We start from the raw sequence: 20,862 nt of genomic DNA, 5'->3' as shown, positions 1-20,862 counted from the left end.
AAAAAATTTATTACCTTGACTTGTTCCCTCATTCAAGGCTTGGTAAAAATACAAACTTTTTTATGCCCTGCAAATTAATCTATTGTCTCTTAATGAATTTTAAGATAATTTTAAGATAACAGCGGCAACTATGAGGTTTTGATCTCCCAAATTTTTAAAGTTTCCATTTGAGAAAAGCTAACAAATATCTATTTAATAGTTTTTATTCAGAATATTATGTAATGTTTAGTGGTAAAACCTCTTTTATGCCTGAAATGAAAGTTTATAATTATTTATGATTGTATAATGAGCAACTAAATTCAAATTATCAAAAAATCATCACAAAATACTAACTTAGTTTAAACACAAATTTTTGGCGATGAAAGAAAATCTGTTACAGTATCTCTGGAATTATAAGCTTTTCTCAAATATTGATTTTAAAGATGCGGAGGGAAATTCCATAGAAATCCTTGATTTTGGAACCTGGAACACCGATTCCGGACCTGATTTTTTGATGGCAAAAATTAAAATCAATAATGTGATTTTTGCAGGAAACATCGAACTTCACGTTCGTTCATCCGACTGGATTTTTCACCAACATTCCGCAGATCCAAACTATGAAAACATCATTCTGCACGCCGTTTACATCAATGATGCAGAAATCGAAGAATTAAATCAAAAGAAAATTCCGACACTCGAACTGCAGTATTATATTGATCAAAGCGTAATTTCAAAGTATGAGAAAATGCTTTCAGAAACGGTTTTTATACCGTGTGAAAAAGTTTTTGATATAGAAAAAATTCCGTTCCATTTTTATGAAGAAACTTTGATTCAAAAACTTGAAAATAAATCTTCTGAACTTGAAATCAGTCTGAAAAATTATAAAAACAATTACGAAGCGCTACTTTTTCACAGCATTTCCTACGCATTTGGTCTAAAAGTAAACGCCGAAATTTTCCGTCAGATTGCACAGAGTATTGATTTTGGAACCGTACAAAAAGTACGGCAAAACAGAATGCAGCTTGAAGCCCTGTTTTTTGGAATTGCAGGCTGGCTCGAAAATCCTGAAGATGCCGAAATGCTTCGCTGGAAAACCGAATTTGAATTTCTGAAAGTAAAATATAAAATTCCAGAAATTTTTATCCGGCCGAAATTTTTAAGGCTTCGTCCGCCGAATTTTCCTACAATTCGACTTTCGCAACTTGCGCATCTGTATCATCAGCACGCCAATCTTTTTTCAAAAGTGATTTCCGCGAAAAAGGCTGAATTTTTTTACACTTTGTTTAATGATATTTCTGCTTCTGAATATTGGGACAGTCATTTTAATTTCGGAAAAGTGTCACCGGTTTTGCAGCCAAAAGTTTTAACAAAAGAATTTCAGGATTTAATAATTATCAATGCGTTTCTGCCGATAAAATATTTGTACGAAAGAAATCAAAATGAAAATACAGCCGATGAAATTCTGCATTTGTACAGCCAGATTTCTCCTGAGAAAAACTCGATAATCGCTTCCTGGAAAAATTTAGGTTTGAAAACAGATAATGCACTTCAAACACAGAGTTTGGTTTATCACTACAGGCATAACTGCTCTGCAAAAAAATGCTTACATTGCAGTATCGGATTTAAAATTTTAAAAGAAAACGGATAATGCTACGGAATTTACGGTACAAAGCGGAGAAAGAATGGTTTGGCGTCCTCACGAGAATGGGCACAAAATTCGGAATTCCCGTGTCGAAACTCCGCGTATTTTTTATCTACTCCACGTATGCAACGGCAGGAATTTTCTTTCTCATTTACCTTACACTGGCATTCAGCCTCTGGGTAAAAGACATTTTTATCACGCGCCGGCCGAGCGTTTTTGATTTATAGAATTTATGGAATGGATACAGATAACTTCACCGGATGATTTTCGGGTGAAGAAGATTTACGACTCTTACAGCACGAGTTTCCCGGAAGACGAAAGACGCGACTGGTACCAGTTTGTAGCGCTTTTTTGCCATCCGAAGGTAAAGATTTTTTCGGTAATTGAGGAAGCTAACGATGTCGGCTATCTTATTTTATGGGAACTAAAAAACCATGTTTTTGTTGAGCATTTTGAGGTTTTTACCGATTTCAGAAATAGAAATCTGGGTTCGCAGATTGTTTCTCATCTTTTGGCCAGTCATCCAAGGATTATTCTGGAAATTGAGCCCAGCGATTTAAACGAAAATTCGAAACGCAGGTTTTCTTTTTATCAGAAAAATAACTTTCACCTCATCGATGAAATGTATGTGCAGCCAAGCTACGGAAAGATGAAAAACCCTGTCAGTCTCTGGCTTCTCTCCAATTATCATCCTGAAAATCTAAATGATGTAAAAGACGAAATTCACGACGTTGTTTATCATTAAAATTTTTACCGAAATAATTATCTCTGACTTTTATACTTTTCAATTTTGGTTAAAATAGCCTGCTGAAACCGCTGCATATCAGGCCCGTCTACGTATGCATATTTCAATATTTTCTGCCGTTCAAAACCCTGCAAAACAAAGAAGATAAAATGCTGAATCTGTGATTTTTCTATTTTTAAATCATAAAAATATTCGTCGCCCAAAGCTTTCTGCAGATAAATACTCAGGTCGACATCATCCCATTGATTTCTGACTTTCCCGATGGGAAAACCAGGCCCGAGCGGTTGTACAAACTCGCCGGCTTTCGCTGCCATCACGCCAGCAGTAGATTTTTTGCTCATATAGCCACCAAGATCCATCATCAGCTGCTCAACTTTCTTTGGTCTGTTCAGCAGTTTTGAATCTGATTTAAAATTTCCGGTAAATGATTTCTTCAGCTCCACTTCTTCGATTAGCTGTGTATTTCTGATAAGAATGATATTTACTGCCGAAGCAATATTCTGCGCGTTCACCGTAAATTCTGCGCGTTCATAACCATTTTTAAAAATTCGGAATTTGTCACCATCTTTTCCTGCAATCATAAAATGACCTTCGCGGTTGGTTTGTACCCACTCGTCGGTGCGAAGGTTGATTACACCTACATCTTCCAGTTCGGCATTCTCTTCAGACCGCACATTTCCGAAAATATATTCCTGCGCATTGAGATGAAAAACGGTAAAAATAAAAAAAATAAAAAGTAGTTTTTTGCCCACAGATTCTGGTTAAGACTCACAAAACTAATTTAATTTTCATGCAAAAATTTCATTTTAACCCGACTTAACGATTTTAATATTTATTTAGGAAAAAGCAGAGTGAAAACTGTTAATTCAAACCGTGATTTAGTTAAAATTCAAGTTTAAAATTATAGTAAATTGCAGTCTAAAATCATTTCAGCAATGCAGAATTCTTACACGGTAATCAATGCTTCAGCGGGCAGCGGCAAAACGTATGCACTTGTACAAAGGCTTTTGATGATCTGTCTGCGTTATCCGAATCAGCAGAATAGCATCCGGAATATTCTTGCGCTAACCTTTACGAATACGGCTGCAAACGAAATGAAAGAAAGAATTCTTTCGTGGCTCGGGAATTTCACCGCGGAAGATTATTCAGAAAACGGAGATCTTAAAAACATTCAGAAAGCGCTTGCTGAGGAAAATATTAAAATCACGATCGACGAACTTCATCACCGTTCAAAAAAGCTGCTCGATTATGTTCTGCACAATTATTCCACCTTAAATATCGGGACGATTGATAAGTTTAATTCACGGTTGGTGCGGAGTTTTTCCTACGAACTGGGTTTGGCGAAGAACTTTAATCTGGAGATTGATCCTGAGCCGTTTCTCATTGAAGCCGTTGATAAAATGCTCGATAAAATCGGGGAAAACGAAGACATTTCGCAGTCTTTTATGGATTATGTGGATTACAGTCTGGAAAATAATGAGCGAATTAATCTCAATAAAAACCTTTACGATTCTGCGAAAGAATTTGTAAAAGACATTCACCATGAGCATCTGAAAAACAACCAGCATTTTGATCATCAGAAATACGATGAGCTGAAAAACAAGCTTCGGAAAGAGATTCAGCAGGCAAAAAAAGAATCGCGGGAGTTGGCAGCAGCTTCTGTGGAGATTTTTAAAGCTAAAAATATTGAAGTCGAAGATTTTTCTCAGGGCAAAAATGGGTTGGGCGGATTTTTTCTGAAAGTAATTGAATTTTACGATAGAAAAAGGGCTTTTCCTTTTCCGGGAAATGAAGAATCTGCGATTATCAACATCCGGAAAGGTGCCGCAACAAAATCTAAACATAAAGAAAATGAGATTCTCGAAATTCTTGAAAATCTCCTGGAAAACCGACTGAAACTGATCCTCTGGCACATTGATATTCAGAAAAAAGAAAAAATTCTTTCAGCACTTTTGCCTTTAAAAGTAAATAAAGATATACAGGACGAGCTGAAAAAAATTGAGGATGAAAACGATTTGGTTTTGCTTTCAAAATTTAATGTTTTGATCAATGAAAATCTTCGCAACGAGCCATCTGCATTCATATATGAAAAGGTAGGATCGCAGTTTCAACATTATTTTTTTGATGAATTTCAAGATACTTCAGTGTTGCAGTGGCAGAATTTTCTTCCGCTGAGAAACCACAGTATTTCGACAGAAAACACTTCTTTTACGCTTGTCGGGGATCCGAAACAAAGTATCTACCGTTTCCGTGGCGGCGAAAGTCAACTGATGCTCGACATTATTAATAAGAAAGAAAATTCGCCAAAAAATGCTGAACTTCTTGTTTTGAAAGACAACTGGCGGAGTGCGCGTAATATCGTTGAATTTAATAATGAACTGTACCATTATCATTCGCTGGAGCTACAGGAAGAGCATCAGAATATTTTTGGAACTGATGCCGAACAGACGGCAAAATCTCCTATTGCTGGCCGCGTGAAAGTAAATTTAATTGAAAACAAAAGCAAGGAAGAATTTTACGAAGATGTTTCGCTGAAGATGCAAAGTGATATTCAGCATTGTCTGGATCATGGTTTTTCGTTCTCCGACATTACGATTCTTTGTCGGGGAAATTTTGATATTTTCAGTTATTCTCAGAAACTTGGGAACCTCAAGGTGCAGTACAAAGGTGACATTACAAATATCAAAACGATCTCTGACAAAGGTCTGACGCTCGAACTTTCGAATACTCTGCAGGCTGTCATCGAGTTTTTGCGATGGGAAACCAACCCTAGAAACAAAAATCATCTCATTATGATGATGTATTTTCTGAATAAACTGGGCAGAATTTCAATGGAAGATTTTACGCTGCACATGAAAGAAATTCTCGCGATTGAAAGTCATGAAGGAACCGTGGTTTTTATCGAAAATAAATATCAGATTAAAATAAAGCAGGATCATTTCCCAAAATTTAATTTGTACAATTTTGTTGAGTTTTATATCAATGAATTTGCTGTTGAAAACCGCGAAACCGATTTCCTCCTGAATTTTCTCGAAATGCTTTTTAATTTTACCCAAAATGCCGGTGCGAGCATCAAAGAATTTTTGAAATATTGGGATGAAGAGGCGTCGACCTATACCATACAGGCTTCTGAAAATATTGATGCGATTCAGATTATGACCATTCATAAAGCAAAAGGGCTTGAGTTTCCCGTAGTTTTTCTTCCTTTTGAAAATAAAAATAATGACAGCCAGTTTAATAACTGGTTTGAAACCGATCATGATGAAACGCTGCGCTCGGTGAACATTAATCAGTTTAATAAAAGTCTGGAAGCGTATGATCCGCAAATAGAAGAATTTAACAGCATTAATTCTTATAAAAATTATGTCGATAGGCTTTGTCTGCAATATGTAGCTACCACTCGGCCAGTGGAACAGCTATATTTTTATCTTCAGAAAGCCAATAAAACTTCGAATAATCTTGAGATTTTAGAATTTATTCAGCAAAAAAACACTGAAAATCTTGATGAATTTGATCTTTACGAAAATCTTGATGATGGCTGGAAAAAGCAGATCAGGAAAAAAGAAACTGAAAGAAAAACGAAGTCGATCGAGACGCTGCATAATGAAGATGAGACAGCAACTACGATAAAAATTGCGACACCTTCACGGAATTATCAGCAAAGAAACGAAAGTGTGCGCCGCGGAATTTTTGTGCATGAATTTCTATCTAAAATCAACACCGAAAAAGACATTCTTAAAGTTATTGAGAAATATGTTCTGGATGGTGAAATTACCACTGAAGAAGCGGAACAGATTGATACAGAACTTAGAAAAATCATTGCCAAGCACTCTGAATTTTTTGCCGAACATTGGGAAGTGATCAATGAAAAAGATATTATGATTTCAGATAACAATGAAACTCAGGTGTATCGACCGGACCGTATTTTAAAAGGGAAAGACGGTTATATTATTGTGGACTTTAAAACCGGACTGCATACCGAGAAAAACGAACAGCAGATTGAAAATTACAGAACGATCTTGGAAAAACTGGGAATGAAGGTATTGAAAACGCAGCTTATCTACGTGTAACTTTTGGGTATTTTATCGGCGGCACCTTCGGTGCCGCCGATAAAATGAATCCCTAAAAAAATTATTTTCCTTCAGCTACAAAAACGCGCTGAGCCAATTCCTGATCAAACAGATATAAAGCAGAAGGATTGTCGCAAACCATCTTTATTTTGGTCACATACTGCGATGCGCTCGCTTCCTCTTCCACCTGCTCGGTAATGAACCACTGCAGAAAAGCAGTCGTGGCGAAGTCACCTTCTTCGTTTGCCGATTTCACGATATTAAAAATACTTTTGGTTACTTTTCTCTCGTGTTCTAAAGCTTTGGTGAAAATATCAACCGGATTTTCGAACAAATGCGGAGGTTTCGGAATATCGCTGATGATAATTTCGCCGCCTACATCATTGAGATAATCAAACATTTTGTCGGCGTGCATCAATTCTTCTTTGCTCTGAACGCGGAAATAATTAGCGATTCCATCCAAATCTTTTGCCGAAAACCATGCAGACATCGACAGATAATACTGTGCAGCATATTGCTCGTGGCCAATCTGTTCGTTGATGAGCTGTGCGATTCTTTCACTTACCATAATAAAAAATTTAAGTTCAAAATTAAGGTTTTGCCGAGAGAATTAAAAACTTAGGGCAGAAAATTAAGATAAATGTAAAAAGAGCAGAATTACTCCTGCTCTCAAACATCAAAAATCAAAACTATAAACTATATATTCGAAACCGGTTACGGCATCTGTTGCTTATCCCGTGGCATCATTTTTTTGCCTTTCATGCCTCTGTCTTTCATCATCGCTCTTCTTTCGTCCATTTTGGCTTTTTTCTGACCTTCCCATTTTGAGTACTGTTCTGGCGTCAGAATACTTTTCATTTCATCATTTCTGCGCTGATTTTTCTCTTTCATTTCAGCCATTTTTGCCTGGCGGTCAGCTTTTTTATCCTGCATATTGCGTTGCATTTCGGCCCTGTTCTTTTCATGTAAAGCTTTTATCTGCGCGACCTGCGATGCATTCAGATTAAGATCTTTCTGCATTTGCGTCAGACGCTCCTGCTCTTTCTGCATCATTTTCTGCTGCATCTCTTCTTTATTCATTCTCGGTCTATCCTGCGTTTGCTGCGCCATAGCGAAAGATCCAAATCCTATGAAAGCTATTGATAATACTAATTTTTTCATTACGTTAAATATATTGTTTGTTATATCTTTTTGATGTCTGATTCTTAGCTTAGTTAAATTTAAAATTCACAAATAATGTTAAATTTTAATTATTATTTTTTACCATTTGAGGTAAATAAAAAAGAGATCAGATAATAAAACATCTGATCTCTCACACCACTCAAATATATATATATGAAAACTAACTTCTCGTAAATCCACTGCGGAATCCTCCGCCGTTTCTTTCGCCACCACCACTGTTTTCTCTTGGAGCAGGCGCTTGTTTAGGTACGGGCGCACTTTCCGTTCGCGGTTCAGATCTGAAACCCCCACTTCTCGTACCGCCCGCTTCCGGTCTCGGTGAAACTTCAGGTCGGATATCATTCTGAGACCGGATGTTATTATTTCTAAATCCACCACTGTTTCCTCTTACTCCAGAATTCGAATCTTCCCTTAAACCGTTTCCATTTCCATTTCTGAATCCGCCATTAGACCTTGGGTTTTGATTTGGTTCTCTGAAACCACCACCATTTTGTGTACTTCCATTTCCGTTTCTAAAACCTTGTCCGCGCACTACATTTAAAGTAGGATTGTCGTTTCTAAAACTTACACGATCCACTCTATACACGTTTACATTTACATTCCGGTATCTCGGCGTCACACGAAAACGCGGACTGTAATACGATCTTCTGTAATTCTGGAAGTACGTAATCGGCGGTCTTCCGTTAAAATAATTGTTTTGATAAACCACAAAAACTCTCGGACCCAAAATCCTTTCCATTGCATAAAAACGGTCATAGTACCAGCGATCCGGGTTGTAACGGTAGAAATTATTCCAGGCAGAAAAACTTGAGTACAGATTATTCAGATATAAAATCTGCTCTACCTGCCAACGCTGCAATCTGTTTTGGCGGAAAAAAGAATTCCAGTTTACATTCACGATGCTGTTGCGGTAGTCATTGTAATAACTCTGGTAATAATCCTGCGGATAATAATCTTGCGGGTAATCGTAATAATAATCATCCGGGAAATAATAATCATCGTCCTGATCTCCGTAATAGACGCTACTGTCACCGCTATTTCCCCAGTTGCCTTGCGGATATTGCTGCGCAAACGACAAAGTCGCTACTGTCAGAGCAAATCCCAAAAATATTTTTTTCATTATAATTTTTCTGTTTAAAAGTTAATAATCAACTTCTTAATTCTGACTTTTTGATGTAAACAAAAAAAAGAAGTTAAACCGCTGGCTTAACTTCTTTTACAAATATTTTTAAAACGTTGATTATCAAATCAAATATTTTTTAAGCGCGTCCGCTGTCCTCAATCCAGTTTGCGATTTTTTCATTAAACGGGGCGTTTTCGATAAGTTCTTCGACATTCAGGTGCATTCTGTATTTCCAGAAATGCGGAAATTTTGAAGGATCATTAATACGTTCAGAATCTATATCCGGATTTGTCAAACTCCTATCGGTGGCAAAAAATTCCTGTATTGGGAAAATCGCCAGCATAGCATTATTATACAGATGCTGTTTCATAATCATCTCTGCAAGCCAGGGCTCTAGTTCTTCAGGTGCTCTTCCATTTTGCATAAGCTGTTGATTATAGTATTTCTGCGAAAGTTCCCGATCTTCCTTCCACCACTGCCGAAGCGTCGAACTGTCGTGCGACGAAGCCGTTACTACATTGAGATAACCCGCCTTTTTAGGATCATAAAAAGGAATATTTTCGGAAGGCATTCGCTGCACTTTTAATGCAATTATCGCCAGATCATCCATCACTTCATGAACGCATTTCGGCACCAGCCCAAGATCTTCACCACAAATTAACATATCGGTGGCGCTCAATATTGGAGGAAGTTTTTCCATCGCACTTTCCTTCCACAGAAAATCCTGTCGGCTGTAGAAATAATCCTGATAAAGATCGTACAGTGCTTTCTTTTCCCAGTCTGAAAGGTGTTGGTAAGATTCTGTTTTGAAGAAATTGAAACGCGGATGATAAACGGTTTCACCGGATTTAATTTCGGTAAGGAAAAGAACATTTGCGCACAGTTCGACCATTTTTTCCTCAAAATTTCCAAAATCATAACCTTCAAAATGATCGGTAATTTTTCTTTGAGAATCAAATTCTTCTTTTAGATAATAAGTTCCATTTTCGTTTGGAACTAAAAATTCTTTGGCGCGATTGGCTTCTTCACCGAAAAATCTCTGCAGAATTTCATCATTAATGAAAGGTAGGCAGTAACGGTCAAAATCAAACGGAATATGTCTCGCTTTAAATTCCTGCTCCACCACCGGAATCGCCGGATAAAAATATCCCAAAATTCCTTGTGTTGCAGAAACCGGCATCCGCCAAATCCTGAAAAACCCTAGAATATGATCAATTCTCAATGCATCAAAATACTGCTCAAGCGCTTTGAATCTGTTTTTCCACCACTGGTAGCCGTCTTTCTTCATCGCATCCCAATTGTACGTCGGGAAACCCCAGTTTTGACCGAGTTCTGTAAACTGATCCGGCGGTGCGCCAGCCTGAAAATCTATGCCGAAAAGCTCAGGCTCTGTCCAGGCTTCGACCGAAAAACGGTAAATTCCGATCGGCAAATCTCCTTTAAGCGAAATTCCCAAACTGTGAGTATAATTTACTGCATCACAAAGCTGATTGTGCAGCTCAAACTGAACCCACGCATGAAGCATTGCTGCGTCGTACTCTTTATTTTCACTATTAAAAAACGGTAAAACTTTTCCGGCAATATATTTTTTATGTGTTTTCCATTTACTGAAATCGGGAGTTTTATATTTGTCCCTCAAAACACAAAAAGCGGTGTATGGCAGAAGCCAACTTTCCTGTTCTTTGATGAATTTTTTAAAATGCCGGTCTCTGTAAATTTTATTTTTTGAAGCGGAAAATATCTGTTTTAAATATTTCCATTTCCCCGACATCACTTTCTCATAATCGATAAACTGATTTTCGTTGAGCTTTATTTTTTCCTTATCATAATCGGCTTTCATTGCATCCGATAAACCAAAACCGAGTTTTTCTAAAGACAGATATTGCGGATGCAGCGCGTAAACAGAAACTGCAGAATACGGATAAGAATCCATCCAAGAATGGTGCGCCGTTGTGTCATTTATCGGCAAAACCTGAATCATCCCAAGCGACGTTCTGTGCGCCCAGTCTGCTAGTTTTTTTAAATCCTGAAATTCACCGACGCCAAAACCGTCTTCCGTACGCAGCGAAAAAACAGGAACTGCAACGCCGGCATCGTGGTACATTTGATACGCTTTAAATTTAAAATAATGATCTGCCTGAATCTGCAGAACTTCGCGGTTCGTATTCGGTAAAGCAATGCGGTGAATTCCTGTTTCAAAATCGGTAACCATATCTGCTTTACGGTCGTAGATCGCGTATTTATAATGAATTTCCTTATTTTCCTGAATATTCACCGAAGTTTCCCAAACGCCGAAATCGGTCTGCTGCATCGGAACCGCTTTTTCAGCATTCCAATCGCCGAGCGAATCTACATTTCCGCAAATTACGATCTGCCAGTCGGGATTGTAAACCGGTGCTTCAATTCTGAAGAGATACGTATGTTTTTTAAGAACAGAAAGTTTTGTAAGATTTTCTCTACTTATTCTCTGCTCAAGAATTTTATTCTGAAGATAATTTTCGGGAAAGTTTTTATTGTTCCACTGATCGAAAATCAAAAACTCTTTATAATTGTGCGGGAACGTAAGATGATGCGGCGAAAATTCGCTGCGGATGCAGTTTTTCTTTGAATCTGAAAGCCTGTAAGTGTAAGAAATGCTTTTGGAAAAATAATCAATTTCGCAAATCCACACGCCGTTTGCCGTGTAAAACATTGGGTGCACCCGCGGAGAATTTCCGGTCTCGGTGACCACCAATTCCAACTGCTCACCCGGATTTGTTTTATATTCTATTTTGAAATATAATCTCATCTTTTTATTTTGCCTAAAAATACGGTTAAAAATTTAAAAATCAGAATTGCGGGCATTCAAATCATCATTAAAAAAAGCCTTAATTCCGGGGAATAAAGGCCTTTTAATAATGATATTCACAGTTTATTTTGTTACTAAAATTTTCTTGGTAAGCAAACTGTTTCCAGATTCATCCGCGATCGTTACAAGATATGCACCTGCTACCACGTTTGAAAGCGTAATCTGCTGACGGAGGCTTCCCTTTTTCACCGGTAAAACCATCGCAGAAACCGATCTTCCTGCGGCATCAAAAACAGAAAGTTTCAGATTTCCGTTAATTTTTTTATCGTTGATATTCACTGTAATTGTGCGGTCATCAACTTTTGTAGGATAGATTTCAATATTCGCAGAAACTGCTGCAACCGCTTTCCTGTCATTCGCAAAATACTTACTTGCGAGATCGTAAATGTGATGATTTTCGTCTCTGTTTAAAGCCGAAGCTTCAAGATCTACCAGATCAAATTCGTACATCGGTGCACCTTTGGCGCTCGCCACAACGATTTTTCCGCGACTGTTTACCGCAGCGCCGTTTACCGAATACGTTTCCGGCAAGCCTTTTATTTTACCGATAAATTTTGCACGCAATAATTTCGGAGAAACTCTAAATACATTTCCGGAACCTGAGAAAACATAAAAATTATTGTCGGCATCAGCAATCATATCACCGCCAAAACCGGTCTCCATTGCGGTAAACGAGTTTTTCCCGTTTGAAGGATCATCCTGAATAATCCCAAGATCGCTTACAGAATATTGTCCGTTCTGCTTTTTGATCTGCAGAAACTGCGTCCCACTGTTGTTTATTACATAGATATTTCCGTCGTGGCCGGCCGTCATTCTCGTGATGTGAGAATTGATATCGCAAGCCGTCACTCTCGCTGCTTCGTTTTCAACTAAAGTGATTTCTTTTGTTTTCTGATTTAAAACATAAATATTTGATGAAAACATTGGCATATAAACCAGATTATCACCGGAAGCATCGTAAGCCAAAGCTGCAAGATTCATAGCCTGAGCGTTTCCGTAAGCGTTTTTATCTTCGGTAACGGGAGATTTTCTCTGCTGAGATTTCACATTTGCCTGAGCATTCACATCGAAAATTGATGTGGCAGAAGATCCGTCGTTATTTAAAGATTTAAAATCATTGAACTCAATTCGTGGAACATTTTTCCCGGAAATTGCAAAGATATCCTGTTGTGCATTGGCGGAAACTGCTGCGAAAAGGAAAAGAAGAGGAAGTAATTGTTTTTTCATAATATTTTTATTTGTAAATGTTTTAGTCTTACTAAGTTAAACATTTATTGATCTTTTTTAATAAAATATTTGTGTTTAAAAGATGAAAGTCAACGTTAAAAAAATTATACGAATAAACTTGAAAAATCATCTGGATAACTTCAACAGTTTATCTAGATAATTTGGAAGATTTATCTAGATAACTTCCGCGTTTTATCTATATAACTTGAAAGATTTATATAGATAAACTGAAAACCTATAGAATAACCTTTTTTTGCCTGATATAAAAATAAAAAAACGCTCACCGGAAAAGTGAGCGTTTGGTTGTTAATTTAAAACATAAGTTGTTCCGTCGCGGGAATCTTTGAGCTCGATTCCCTCCGCCAGAAGTTTGTCCCTAATCTGGTCTGAAAGTTCGAAATTTTTCGATTTTCTTGCCTGATTTCTGAGTTCGATCAAAACTTTTAATGTCTGATCAAGCTTGTCATTATTGCTTTCTTCTACATTTTGCAGCCCGAGAACATCAAAAACCAAAGCATTCAACGTTGATTTTAAATCCTCCAGATCAGCAGTTGAGATCGTTTCTTTGCCATCATTTAAAGCAAAAATATATTTTACGGCTTCAAAAAGGTGCGCGATCAAAACCGGAGAATTGAAGTCGTCGGTAAGTGCTGCATAGGCTTTGTTTTTCCAGTCTTCCAGACTGAAAACAGATTTTTTCTGATCATCCGACTGAATATTCTGCAGAATTTTTACCGCATCCATGAGTCGGTTAAACCCTTTTTCGCTGGCCAGCATCGCATCATTGGAAATATCTAAAACACTTCTGTAATGTGCCTGAAGAAAGGAAAAACGAACAATCGACGGATGAAACGGCTTTTCAAAGAAATCATTTTCTCCTGAAACGAGCTGCATCGGAAGAATATAATTCCCGGTTGATTTACTCATTCGCTGCGCATTCATCGTCAGCATATTCGCGTGCATCCAGTAATTTACCGGCTCAACTTCATTGCAGGCTTTTCCCTGAGCGATTTCGCATTCGTGATGCGGGAATTTAAGATCCATTCCACCACCGTGAATGTCAAATTTATCACCAAGATATTTGGTACTCATTGCAGTACACTCGAGATGCCAACCCGGGAAACCTTCACCCCAAGGCGAGTTCCAGCGCATGATGTGCGCCGGTGAAGCTTTTTTCCAAAGCGCAAAATCCTGCGGATTTTTCTTTTCGCCTTGTCCGTCAAGATCTCTGGTGTTTGCGAAAAGTTCTTCGATATTTCGTTTAGAAAGCTCGCCGTAGTTCAAGCCTCTTTTATTGTATTCTAAAACATCAAAATATACCGAACCATTGCTTTCGTAGGCAAAACCTTTCTCAATTAATTTCTCCGTCAATTCAATTTGCTCAACGATGTGACCGGTTGCTGTAGGTTCAATATTCGGTGGAAGAAGATTAAACATTTCCAGAACTTTATGAAAATCAACAGTATATTTTTGTACGATTTCCATAGGTTCCAGTTTTTCAAGACGGGTCTGCTTTACGAAACGGTCGTTGTTCACGTCTCCATCGTCGGTAAGATGCCCTGCATCGGTAATATTTCTTACATATCTTACTTTATAACCCAAATGCATTAAGCTTCGGTAAATAAAATCAAAAGAAAGAAAAGTCCGTACATTTCCCAAATGCACGTTGCTGTAAACTGTAGGTCCGCAGACATACATCCCGACATTTTTATCGTGAATGGGTGTGAAAACTTCTTTTTCGCCGGAAAGCGAGTTGTATATTTTTAGCTGCATGTATTTTTAATTGAAAGATTTAATGATTTAAAATTTAAAGACCAGGTGCTGATAATCAACAACAGATAATTGTTGCGATAAAAATTTTACTGGACTGTTTTTTAAATTTTATCATTGCCTGAACTTATTATATCATTTAGATTTCCCGTGTAATTTCTTCGCCTCACTTCTCGCACTGTCTAAAAACTTGTGCCCAAACTTCGATTCTATGCCTAGATTCATTTGCAGACGATAACAATTTTTACTTTTTTCAAGTTCATTTGAATCATCAGGAATACAGGATGCAGGATGTTTTGTTTTAAATAAAACTTTTATATTTTTCTGTTTTAAAGTATTCTTAAACGCTTCGTTTCCCGATTTGTCCTGATTTAAATACTGATACTCGTAATAGATATATTTTCCCTGATCAAAATCTGATTTTGCTAATTTATAAGCTTCCTCACAGTCTGGAATATTATCCTTTTTTTCACATGAAGTAAAAAGAAAAAGACTTCCTGTTAAAACAAATTTTAATAATATCATATTCGGAAGTTTCTTCATGTGAAACAAAATATTAATCCAGCTTTGCATGGCTTCCCACATAATGCAGAAACTCCTGTCTGGTGATAGGATTGGTTCTAAAAATCCCGCTTAATTCAGCCGTTATGGTCGAACTTGCGGTGTCTTTTATGCCGCGACAGTTTACGCAAAGATGTTTTGCATCAATAATACAAGCGACATCTTTTGTGCCGAGCGCTTCCTTCAAGGCATCGACAATCTGCATCGTAAGACGTTCCTGAACCTGTGGTCTTTTGGCGTAATGATCTACCAGACGGTTTATTTTTGAAAGTCCGATCACTTCGCCATTCGAGATATAAGCCACATGTGCCCTTCCGATGATCGGTAAAAAATGATGTTCACAGAAAGAATACACCGTAATGTCTTTCTCTACCAGCATCTGGCGGTATTTATATTTATTTGAAAAGGTGGAAATTCCGGGTTTGTTTTCCGGAAGAAGTCCGCCAAAAATTTCATTCACATACATTTTCGCAACACGCTTTGGAGAATCTTTCAGCGAATCGTCGGTCATATCCATTCCCAAAGTATGCATGATTTCACCAAAAAGCTGCGTTATTTTTTCTACTTTTTCTGCGGGTGAAAGTACGAATGCATCTTCGCGAATCGGCGTATGCTCTTTCCCTGTAAAAATATCGTCGTCATTGTCGGTAAAATCTACCATTTTTAAAAATATTTACCACAAAAATACGGATAAATAAATTCTATATTTTATTTTAGCTCAAATTTGAACTACCTTTTCCATCTATTAGTCTGAAAAATTATGATCAACGCAGAAGAAGTATTGAGTGCCTCACAGAAAAAGGAATTTCTGGAGTTTCCGGCCAGACTTTACAGAGAAGATTCTGCATACATTCGGCCTTTAGATAAAGACATTGAATTTGTTTTTGATCCTCAGCAGAATAAGTTTTTTGATAACGGAACCTGCGCACGTTTTTTATTTTTAAATGCAAGCGGCGAAACGGTGGGAAAAGTCGCTGTTTTTAATCACAAAATGTATCTGCAGGATCAGCCTACAGGCGGAATCGGTTTTTTCGACTGCATCAACGATCAGGAAACTGCTGATTTTATTTTTGAGCACTGCAAAAACTGGCTGAAGAATCTGGGAATGGAAGCGATGGACGGACCGATTAATTTTGGTGAAAGAGATAAATTCTGGGGCGTTTTGACTGACGGTTTTACGCCGCCACTGTACGGAATGAATTATAATTTTCCGTATTATAAAGATTTATTTGAAAATTATGGTTTTCAGACGTATTATGATATGTTATGCTTCAGCAGAAAGGCACACGCTCCGACTTCGAGAATTTTCAATATCATGCACGCTAAGCATTCTAAAAATGAACATATCACTGCAAAAGCTGTTAAGAAAAATAAAATAAACGACTTTGCTAAAGATTTTTTTGAGCTTTACAACAAAACCTGGGAAAGCCATGGCGGCGGCAAACAGATGAGCCTGAAAGAAGTGAAAAAGATGTTTAACAACATGAAACCGGTAATAAATGAACACATTGCCTGGTTTGCATACGAAAATAATAAACCGATCGCGATGTGGATTAATATTCCGGATCTTAACCAATGGTTTAAATATTTAAACGGGAAGTTTGGTTTTTTGGACAAACTGAAATTTCTCTATTATAAGGCAACAAAAACCAACACAAAATTTGTCGGATTGATTTTCGGTGTCGCTCCGGAATGGCAAAATAAAGGCGTGGAAGGTTATCTCATCGTAGAATCCGCCAAACATTTTCAGGTAGAAACCGATTTTCTGGATTTTGAAATGCAGTGGATCGGCGACTTTAATCCGAAAATGCTGGGTCTGGCAAAACATCTGGAAACTGAAGTTACAAGAAAACTGGCGACATACCGGTACTTATTTGACCGTGAAAAAGAGTTTTTGCGCCATCCTGCGATTTAAGATTCTGTTAATTGGGGCGGCGGCGTAGCCGCCGCCCCAATAAACAGAATCAATCATTCAAAAAAAATTTCATTAACCTTTCAGCAAAATTTAAAACAGCTCTGCGGCCACTTTTTTAATATTGTCACTCTTTCCCATTGAGTAAAAATGCAGCACCGGAACACCAAAATCCATCAGTTCACGGCACTGACTGATCGCCCATTCTACACCGATTTGTTTTACGGCTTCATTATTTTTTGCGCTTTCTACAGCATTGATTAAATCTTCAGGCAAATCTATTTTAAAAACCTGAGGCAGTAATTTCAAATGTTTCTTAGTCGCGATCGGTTTAATTCCCGGAATTATAGGAACTGTAATGCCCAGTTCTCTTGCTTTGGTAACAAATTCAATAAATTTTTTATTATCAAAAAACATTTGGGTTACGATGTAATCTGCGCCTGCATCTACTTTTTGCTTCAGCCATTTCAGATCATTATTAAGCGATGGGGCTTCCATGTGTTTTTCCGGATAACCGGCAACTCCGATGCAGAATTTATTATGATCATCACAAATTTGCTCATCATGAAGATATTTTCCTCTTCCCAAATTATTGATCTGATTAACCAAATCCATGGCACTTGAATGTCCACCTGGCGTGGGCTCAAAATACTGATGACCTTTCATCGCATCGCCGCGAAGCGCCATTACATTATCGATTCCCAGATACATACAGTCGACCAAAAGATACTCAGTTTCTTCCTTTGTGTATCCTCCGCAAAGTAGATGAGGAACGGTATCAACATTATATTTATGCTGAATGGCCGCACAAATCCCCAAAGTTCCGGGACGCATTCTTGTGATTCGACGCTCCATCAAACCGTTTCCTTTATCGATATAAATATATTCTTCTCTTGAAGTCGTCACATCAATGAATGGAGGTTTAAATTCCATCAAAGGATCGATGTTGGTATATAAATCTTCAATCCCGATTCCTTTTTGAGGCGGAACAACCTCTAAAGAAAACAAGGCTTTGCCGTTGGCGTTTTTTATATGATCTGTGATTTTCATTTAATAAATAGAAGTTTAATTTTTTGAATAATTTTTTATGATTCGGCGGCGGCTTTGCCGCCGCCGAATCATAAACCAAATCTAAATTCCATCTGCCAGATTAGGATTCAGCCATTTTCTCGCTTCCTGCAGGGAAATTCCTTTTCTGACAGCATATTCTTTCAACTGGTCTTCCGAAATTTTTCCTAAACCGAAATACTTGGCGTGCGGACTTCCAAAATAATATCCGGAAACAGCTGCCGTTGGGAACATTGCTAAACTTTCAGTAAGATAAACGCCGATATTTTCTTCGACTTTCAACAAATCCCAAATTGCGTGTTTTTCCAGATGATCCGGACAGGCAGGATAACCCGGCGCAGGACGAATTCCCTTGTATTTTTCAGCAATTAAATCTTCGTTGCTTAAGTTTTCCTGATTGGCGTAGCCCCAATATTCTGTACGCACTTTTTTATGTAAAAATTCAGCGTAAGCTTCTGCAAAACGGTCAGCAATTGCTTTTACCATGATGGCGTTGTAATCGTCGTTGTCTTTTTCATACTGATCCGACAGTTCATCTGTTCCGAAACCTGTACAAACGCAGAAAGCACCCATGTAATCAGTCTTTCCTGAACTTTTTGGAGCAATAAAATCACTTAATGCAATGTAATCTTTGCCTTTCGATTTCTGAACCTGTTGTCGTAAAGTCAAAAATTTAACCTTTTCCTGATCATTTTCATCATAAATCAAAATATCATCAGTTTCGTTCGAATTGGCTTTAAAGATTCCAAAAACTGCTTTGGCAACTAATCGTTTTTCTTCAACAATTTTCTTTAAAATTTTCTGACCGTCTGCAAATAATTCTTTTGCCTGCTCGCCCACCACTTTATCATCAAAAATATTAGGATATTTCCCATGCAGATCCCAGCTTCTGAAGAATGGCGACCAGTCAATGAACGGAATCAATTCTTCAAGATCCTGATTTTCGAAAACCTGAATCCCCAAATTGTTTGGAGTGAAAATTTCTTCGTTTTCCCAATCGATTTTAAATTTGTCTTTTCGGGCATCTTCAATGGAAACATAGTTTTTATCAATCTGCCTGTTCAAAAACTTTTCACGGAAATCTGAATAGTCATTTTTCAAATCATCAACATATTCTTTATTTCGGTCTCCCAGCAATGAACTTACAACGTTAACCGCTCGGGAAGCGTCATTCACGTGAACCACTGCATTTTTATATTTTAAATCAATTTTTACGGCAGTATGTGCTTTAGAAGTCGTCGCACCACCGATCAATAAAGGAAAATTTAAATTCTGTCTTTCCAGTTCTGAGGCGATATACACCATTTCATCTAAACTCGGAGTAATCAATCCACTTAATCCAATCACATCTACGTTATGATCAATAGCTGCCTGAATAATTTTTTCAGCAGGAACCATTACTCCCAAATCGACAATATCGTAATTATTACAGCCCAACACTACACTCACAATATTTTTTCCGATATCGTGAACATCACCTTTTACGGTTGCCATCAAAATTTTTCCGTTAGGTTTCTGAGCTACATCTTTTTCAGCTTCGATAAACGGTTGCAGATATGCAACTGCCCTTTTCATCACACGGGCAGATTTCACCACCTGCGGAAGAAACATTTTTCCTGCACCAAATAAATCACCGACAACGCCCATTCCTGTCATCAGATTGACTTCGATAACGTGAAGCGGTCTTGCCGACTGCAGTCTGGCTTCTTCTACATCTTCCTCAATAAAACGGTCGATTCCTTTCACCAAAGAATGGGTAATTCTTTCCTGCAAAGGATAGGTTCGCCATTCAAGCTCCTCAACTTTTTCTTTTTTAACCGATTTATTCCGTTCAGAATAATCTAAAAGCCTCTCGGTAGCATCCTCTCGTTTGTCAAGAATTACATCTTCTACAAGCTCGAGAAGTTCTTTATTAATCTGATCATAAACCTCAAGCAACGCAGGATTCACAATTCCGATATTCATCCCAGCCTGAATTGCATGATATAGGAACACGGAGTGCATCGCCTCACGCACCGTATCATTTCCACGGAACGAGAACGAAACATTGGAAACCCCTCCACTTACCGAAGCGTAAGGAAGATTTTGCCTTACCCAGCGTGTGGCTTCGATGAAATCGATTGCGTTGCGACGGTGTTCGTCCATTCCGGTGGCAACGGGAAATATATTTAAGTCGAAAATAATATCTTCAGCAGGAAATTTAACCTCATTTACCAAAATATCATAAGAACGTTGAGTGATTTCAAGTCTTCTTTCATAGTTATCGGCCTGTCCGACCTCATCAAAAGCCATAACAATCACCGCCGCTCCGTATCTTTTGATCGCTTTGGCGTGTTTTACGAACTCTTCTTTTCCTTCCTTTAAACTGATGGAATTCACCACACATTTTCCCTGAACAACTTGTAAACCCGCTTCCAGAATTTCCCATTTGGAAGAATCGACCATGATCGGGATTTTGGAAATATCAGGTTCGGAACCGATAAGGTTCAGAAATTTAATCATGGAAGCTTTTCCGTCGATCAAACCGTCGTCAAAATTGACGTCAAGAATCTGAGCACCGCCATCCACCTGATCTCTTGCGATATCTAAAGCTTCGGAAAATTTCTCTTCTTTTATTAATCTTAAAAACTTTTTAGATCCGGCAACGTTTGTTCTTTCACCAACGTTAATAAAATTACTTTCCGGAGTTATAATCAACGGTTCTAAGCCGGATAATTTTAAATATTTCATGCTTT

16 protein-coding genes are annotated in these 20,862 nt (G+C 37.8%); 5 read left to right on the top strand and 11 right to left on the bottom strand.

Going from position 1 to position 20,862, the window contains the following annotated elements:
• Positions 1–358 precede the first annotated feature (358 nt).
• From ASG01_RS07155 to ASG01_RS07145, 3 genes are read left to right on the top strand one after another with little or no spacing between them, the layout of a single operon-like run.
• Positions 359–1,627: a DUF2851 family protein gene (locus ASG01_RS07155; RefSeq protein ID WP_055861941.1), complete on the top strand. Its 1,269-nt coding sequence runs from the start codon at positions 359–361 to the stop codon at positions 1,625–1,627.
• Positions 1,627–1,848 carry a PspC family transcriptional regulator gene (locus ASG01_RS07150; protein ID WP_055861938.1) on the top strand — a complete coding sequence of 74 codons (222 nt, stop codon included), beginning with the start codon at positions 1,627–1,629 and terminating at the stop codon, positions 1,846–1,848. The genes ASG01_RS07155 and ASG01_RS07150 overlap by 1 nt, the downstream gene beginning before the upstream one ends.
• Before the next feature lie 5 nt (positions 1,849–1,853).
• Entirely contained in the window at positions 1,854–2,366 is a 513-nt protein-coding gene (locus tag ASG01_RS07145; RefSeq protein WP_055861935.1) for a GNAT family N-acetyltransferase, read from the top strand.
• Positions 2,367–2,383: 17 nt separating this feature from the next.
• On the opposite strand, the gene ASG01_RS07140 is transcribed toward ASG01_RS07145, so the two are convergent.
• Positions 2,384–3,118, bottom strand: coding sequence for a hypothetical protein (locus tag ASG01_RS07140; RefSeq protein WP_055861932.1), 735 nt, complete (start codon positions 3,116–3,118; stop codon positions 2,384–2,386).
• Positions 3,119–3,277: 159 nt separating this feature from the next.
• On the opposite strand from ASG01_RS07140, the gene ASG01_RS07135 reads away from it, so the two are divergent.
• Complete coding sequence (locus ASG01_RS07135) at positions 3,278–6,436, top strand: UvrD-helicase domain-containing protein (protein WP_262483856.1); 3,159 nt, start codon at positions 3,278–3,280, stop codon at positions 6,434–6,436.
• Positions 6,437–6,497: 61 nt separating this feature from the next.
• Here the strand turns inward: ASG01_RS07135 and ASG01_RS07130 are convergent, their stop codons facing one another.
• The 8 genes from ASG01_RS07130 to folE form a co-directional block, all read right to left on the bottom strand.
• Positions 6,498–7,004, bottom strand: a complete 507-nt coding sequence (locus ASG01_RS07130) for a ferritin (RefSeq protein WP_055861930.1) — start codon at positions 7,002–7,004, stop codon at positions 6,498–6,500.
• Positions 7,005–7,150: 146 nt separating this feature from the next.
• Positions 7,151–7,597: a hypothetical protein gene (locus ASG01_RS07125; protein ID WP_055861928.1), complete on the bottom strand. Its 447-nt coding sequence runs from the start codon at positions 7,595–7,597 to the stop codon at positions 7,151–7,153.
• A 181-nt stretch (positions 7,598–7,778) separates the two neighbouring features.
• Positions 7,779–8,738, bottom strand: coding sequence for a hypothetical protein (locus ASG01_RS07120; protein ID WP_055861926.1), 960 nt, complete (start codon positions 8,736–8,738; stop codon positions 7,779–7,781).
• Positions 8,739–8,877: 139 nt separating this feature from the next.
• The gene (locus ASG01_RS07115) at positions 8,878–11,529 is read right to left on the bottom strand and encodes a 4-alpha-glucanotransferase (protein WP_055861924.1); all 2,652 of its coding nucleotides are present in this window, start codon (positions 11,527–11,529) and stop codon (positions 8,878–8,880) included.
• Positions 11,530–11,652: 123 nt separating this feature from the next.
• Complete coding sequence (locus tag ASG01_RS07110) at positions 11,653–12,816, bottom strand: T9SS type A sorting domain-containing protein (RefSeq protein ID WP_055861921.1); 1,164 nt, start codon at positions 12,814–12,816, stop codon at positions 11,653–11,655.
• 306 nt (positions 12,817–13,122) lie between these two features.
• A complete protein-coding gene (gene cysS / locus ASG01_RS07105; RefSeq protein ID WP_055861918.1) occupies positions 13,123–14,589 on the bottom strand; it encodes a cysteine--tRNA ligase in 1,467 nt (488 codons plus the stop codon).
• Positions 14,590–14,721: 132 nt separating this feature from the next.
• Positions 14,722–15,129 carry a hypothetical protein gene (locus tag ASG01_RS07100; protein ID WP_131725328.1) on the bottom strand — a complete coding sequence of 136 codons (408 nt, stop codon included), beginning with the start codon at positions 15,127–15,129 and terminating at the stop codon, positions 14,722–14,724.
• 13 nt (positions 15,130–15,142) lie between these two features.
• Complete coding sequence (gene folE, locus ASG01_RS07095) at positions 15,143–15,808, bottom strand: GTP cyclohydrolase I FolE (protein ID WP_055861912.1); 666 nt, start codon at positions 15,806–15,808, stop codon at positions 15,143–15,145.
• Between the two features lie 99 nt (positions 15,809–15,907).
• Here folE and ASG01_RS07090 point away from each other — a divergent pair, with 99 nt between their 5' ends.
• Positions 15,908–17,062 (top strand): hypothetical protein, encoded by a 1,155-nt coding sequence (locus ASG01_RS07090; RefSeq protein ID WP_055861910.1) that lies wholly within the window; start codon positions 15,908–15,910, stop codon positions 17,060–17,062.
• 90 nt (positions 17,063–17,152) lie between these two features.
• Here ASG01_RS07090 and metF read toward each other — a convergent pair whose 3' ends face one another.
• Together metF and metH are read right to left on the bottom strand one after the other, a co-directional pair.
• Positions 17,153–18,109, bottom strand: a complete 957-nt coding sequence (gene metF / locus ASG01_RS07085; protein ID WP_055861907.1) for a methylenetetrahydrofolate reductase [NAD(P)H] — start codon at positions 18,107–18,109, stop codon at positions 17,153–17,155.
• A gap of 81 nt (positions 18,110–18,190) precedes the next feature.
• Positions 18,191–20,857: a methionine synthase gene (metH, locus tag ASG01_RS07080; RefSeq protein WP_055861904.1), complete on the bottom strand. Its 2,667-nt coding sequence runs from the start codon at positions 20,855–20,857 to the stop codon at positions 18,191–18,193.
• Between the last annotated feature and the right edge of the window lie 5 nt (positions 20,858–20,862).

This window comes from Chryseobacterium sp. Leaf180, from assembly GCF_001424585.1.
In the GTDB taxonomy this organism is placed as follows: Bacteria; Bacteroidota; Bacteroidia; order Flavobacteriales; family Weeksellaceae; genus Chryseobacterium.
The sequence above is the reverse complement of the archived record's forward strand: the minus strand, read 5'-3'. Positions and strand labels throughout refer to the sequence as shown.

Coding starts and splice junctions, on each gene's coding strand:
- metH (WP_055861904.1), bottom strand. CDS start 20,857: ATGAAATATTTAAAATTATCCGGCTTAGAACCGTTGATTATAACTCCG.
- ASG01_RS07120 (WP_055861926.1), bottom strand. CDS start 8,738: ATGAAAAAAATATTTTTGGGATTTGCTCTGACAGTAGCGACTTTGTCG.
- metF (WP_055861907.1), bottom strand. CDS start 18,109: ATGAAAATCACAGATCATATAAAAAACGCCAACGGCAAAGCCTTGTTT.
- ASG01_RS07110 (WP_055861921.1), bottom strand. CDS start 12,816: ATGAAAAAACAATTACTTCCTCTTCTTTTCCTTTTCGCAGCAGTTTCC.
- ASG01_RS07130 (WP_055861930.1), bottom strand. CDS start 7,004: ATGGTAAGTGAAAGAATCGCACAGCTCATCAACGAACAGATTGGCCAC.
- ASG01_RS07145 (WP_055861935.1), top strand. CDS start 1,854: ATGGAATGGATACAGATAACTTCACCGGATGATTTTCGGGTGAAGAAG.
- ASG01_RS07150 (WP_055861938.1), top strand. CDS start 1,627: ATGCTACGGAATTTACGGTACAAAGCGGAGAAAGAATGGTTTGGCGTC.
- ASG01_RS07090 (WP_055861910.1), top strand. CDS start 15,908: ATGATCAACGCAGAAGAAGTATTGAGTGCCTCACAGAAAAAGGAATTT.
- ASG01_RS07100 (WP_131725328.1), bottom strand. CDS start 15,129: ATGAAGAAACTTCCGAATATGATATTATTAAAATTTGTTTTAACAGGA.
- cysS (WP_055861918.1), bottom strand. CDS start 14,589: ATGCAGCTAAAAATATACAACTCGCTTTCCGGCGAAAAAGAAGTTTTC.
- ASG01_RS07125 (WP_055861928.1), bottom strand. CDS start 7,597: ATGAAAAAATTAGTATTATCAATAGCTTTCATAGGATTTGGATCTTTC.
- ASG01_RS07155 (WP_055861941.1), top strand. CDS start 359: ATGAAAGAAAATCTGTTACAGTATCTCTGGAATTATAAGCTTTTCTCA.
- folE (WP_055861912.1), bottom strand. CDS start 15,808: ATGGTAGATTTTACCGACAATGACGACGATATTTTTACAGGGAAAGAG.
- ASG01_RS07115 (WP_055861924.1), bottom strand. CDS start 11,529: ATGAGATTATATTTCAAAATAGAATATAAAACAAATCCGGGTGAGCAG.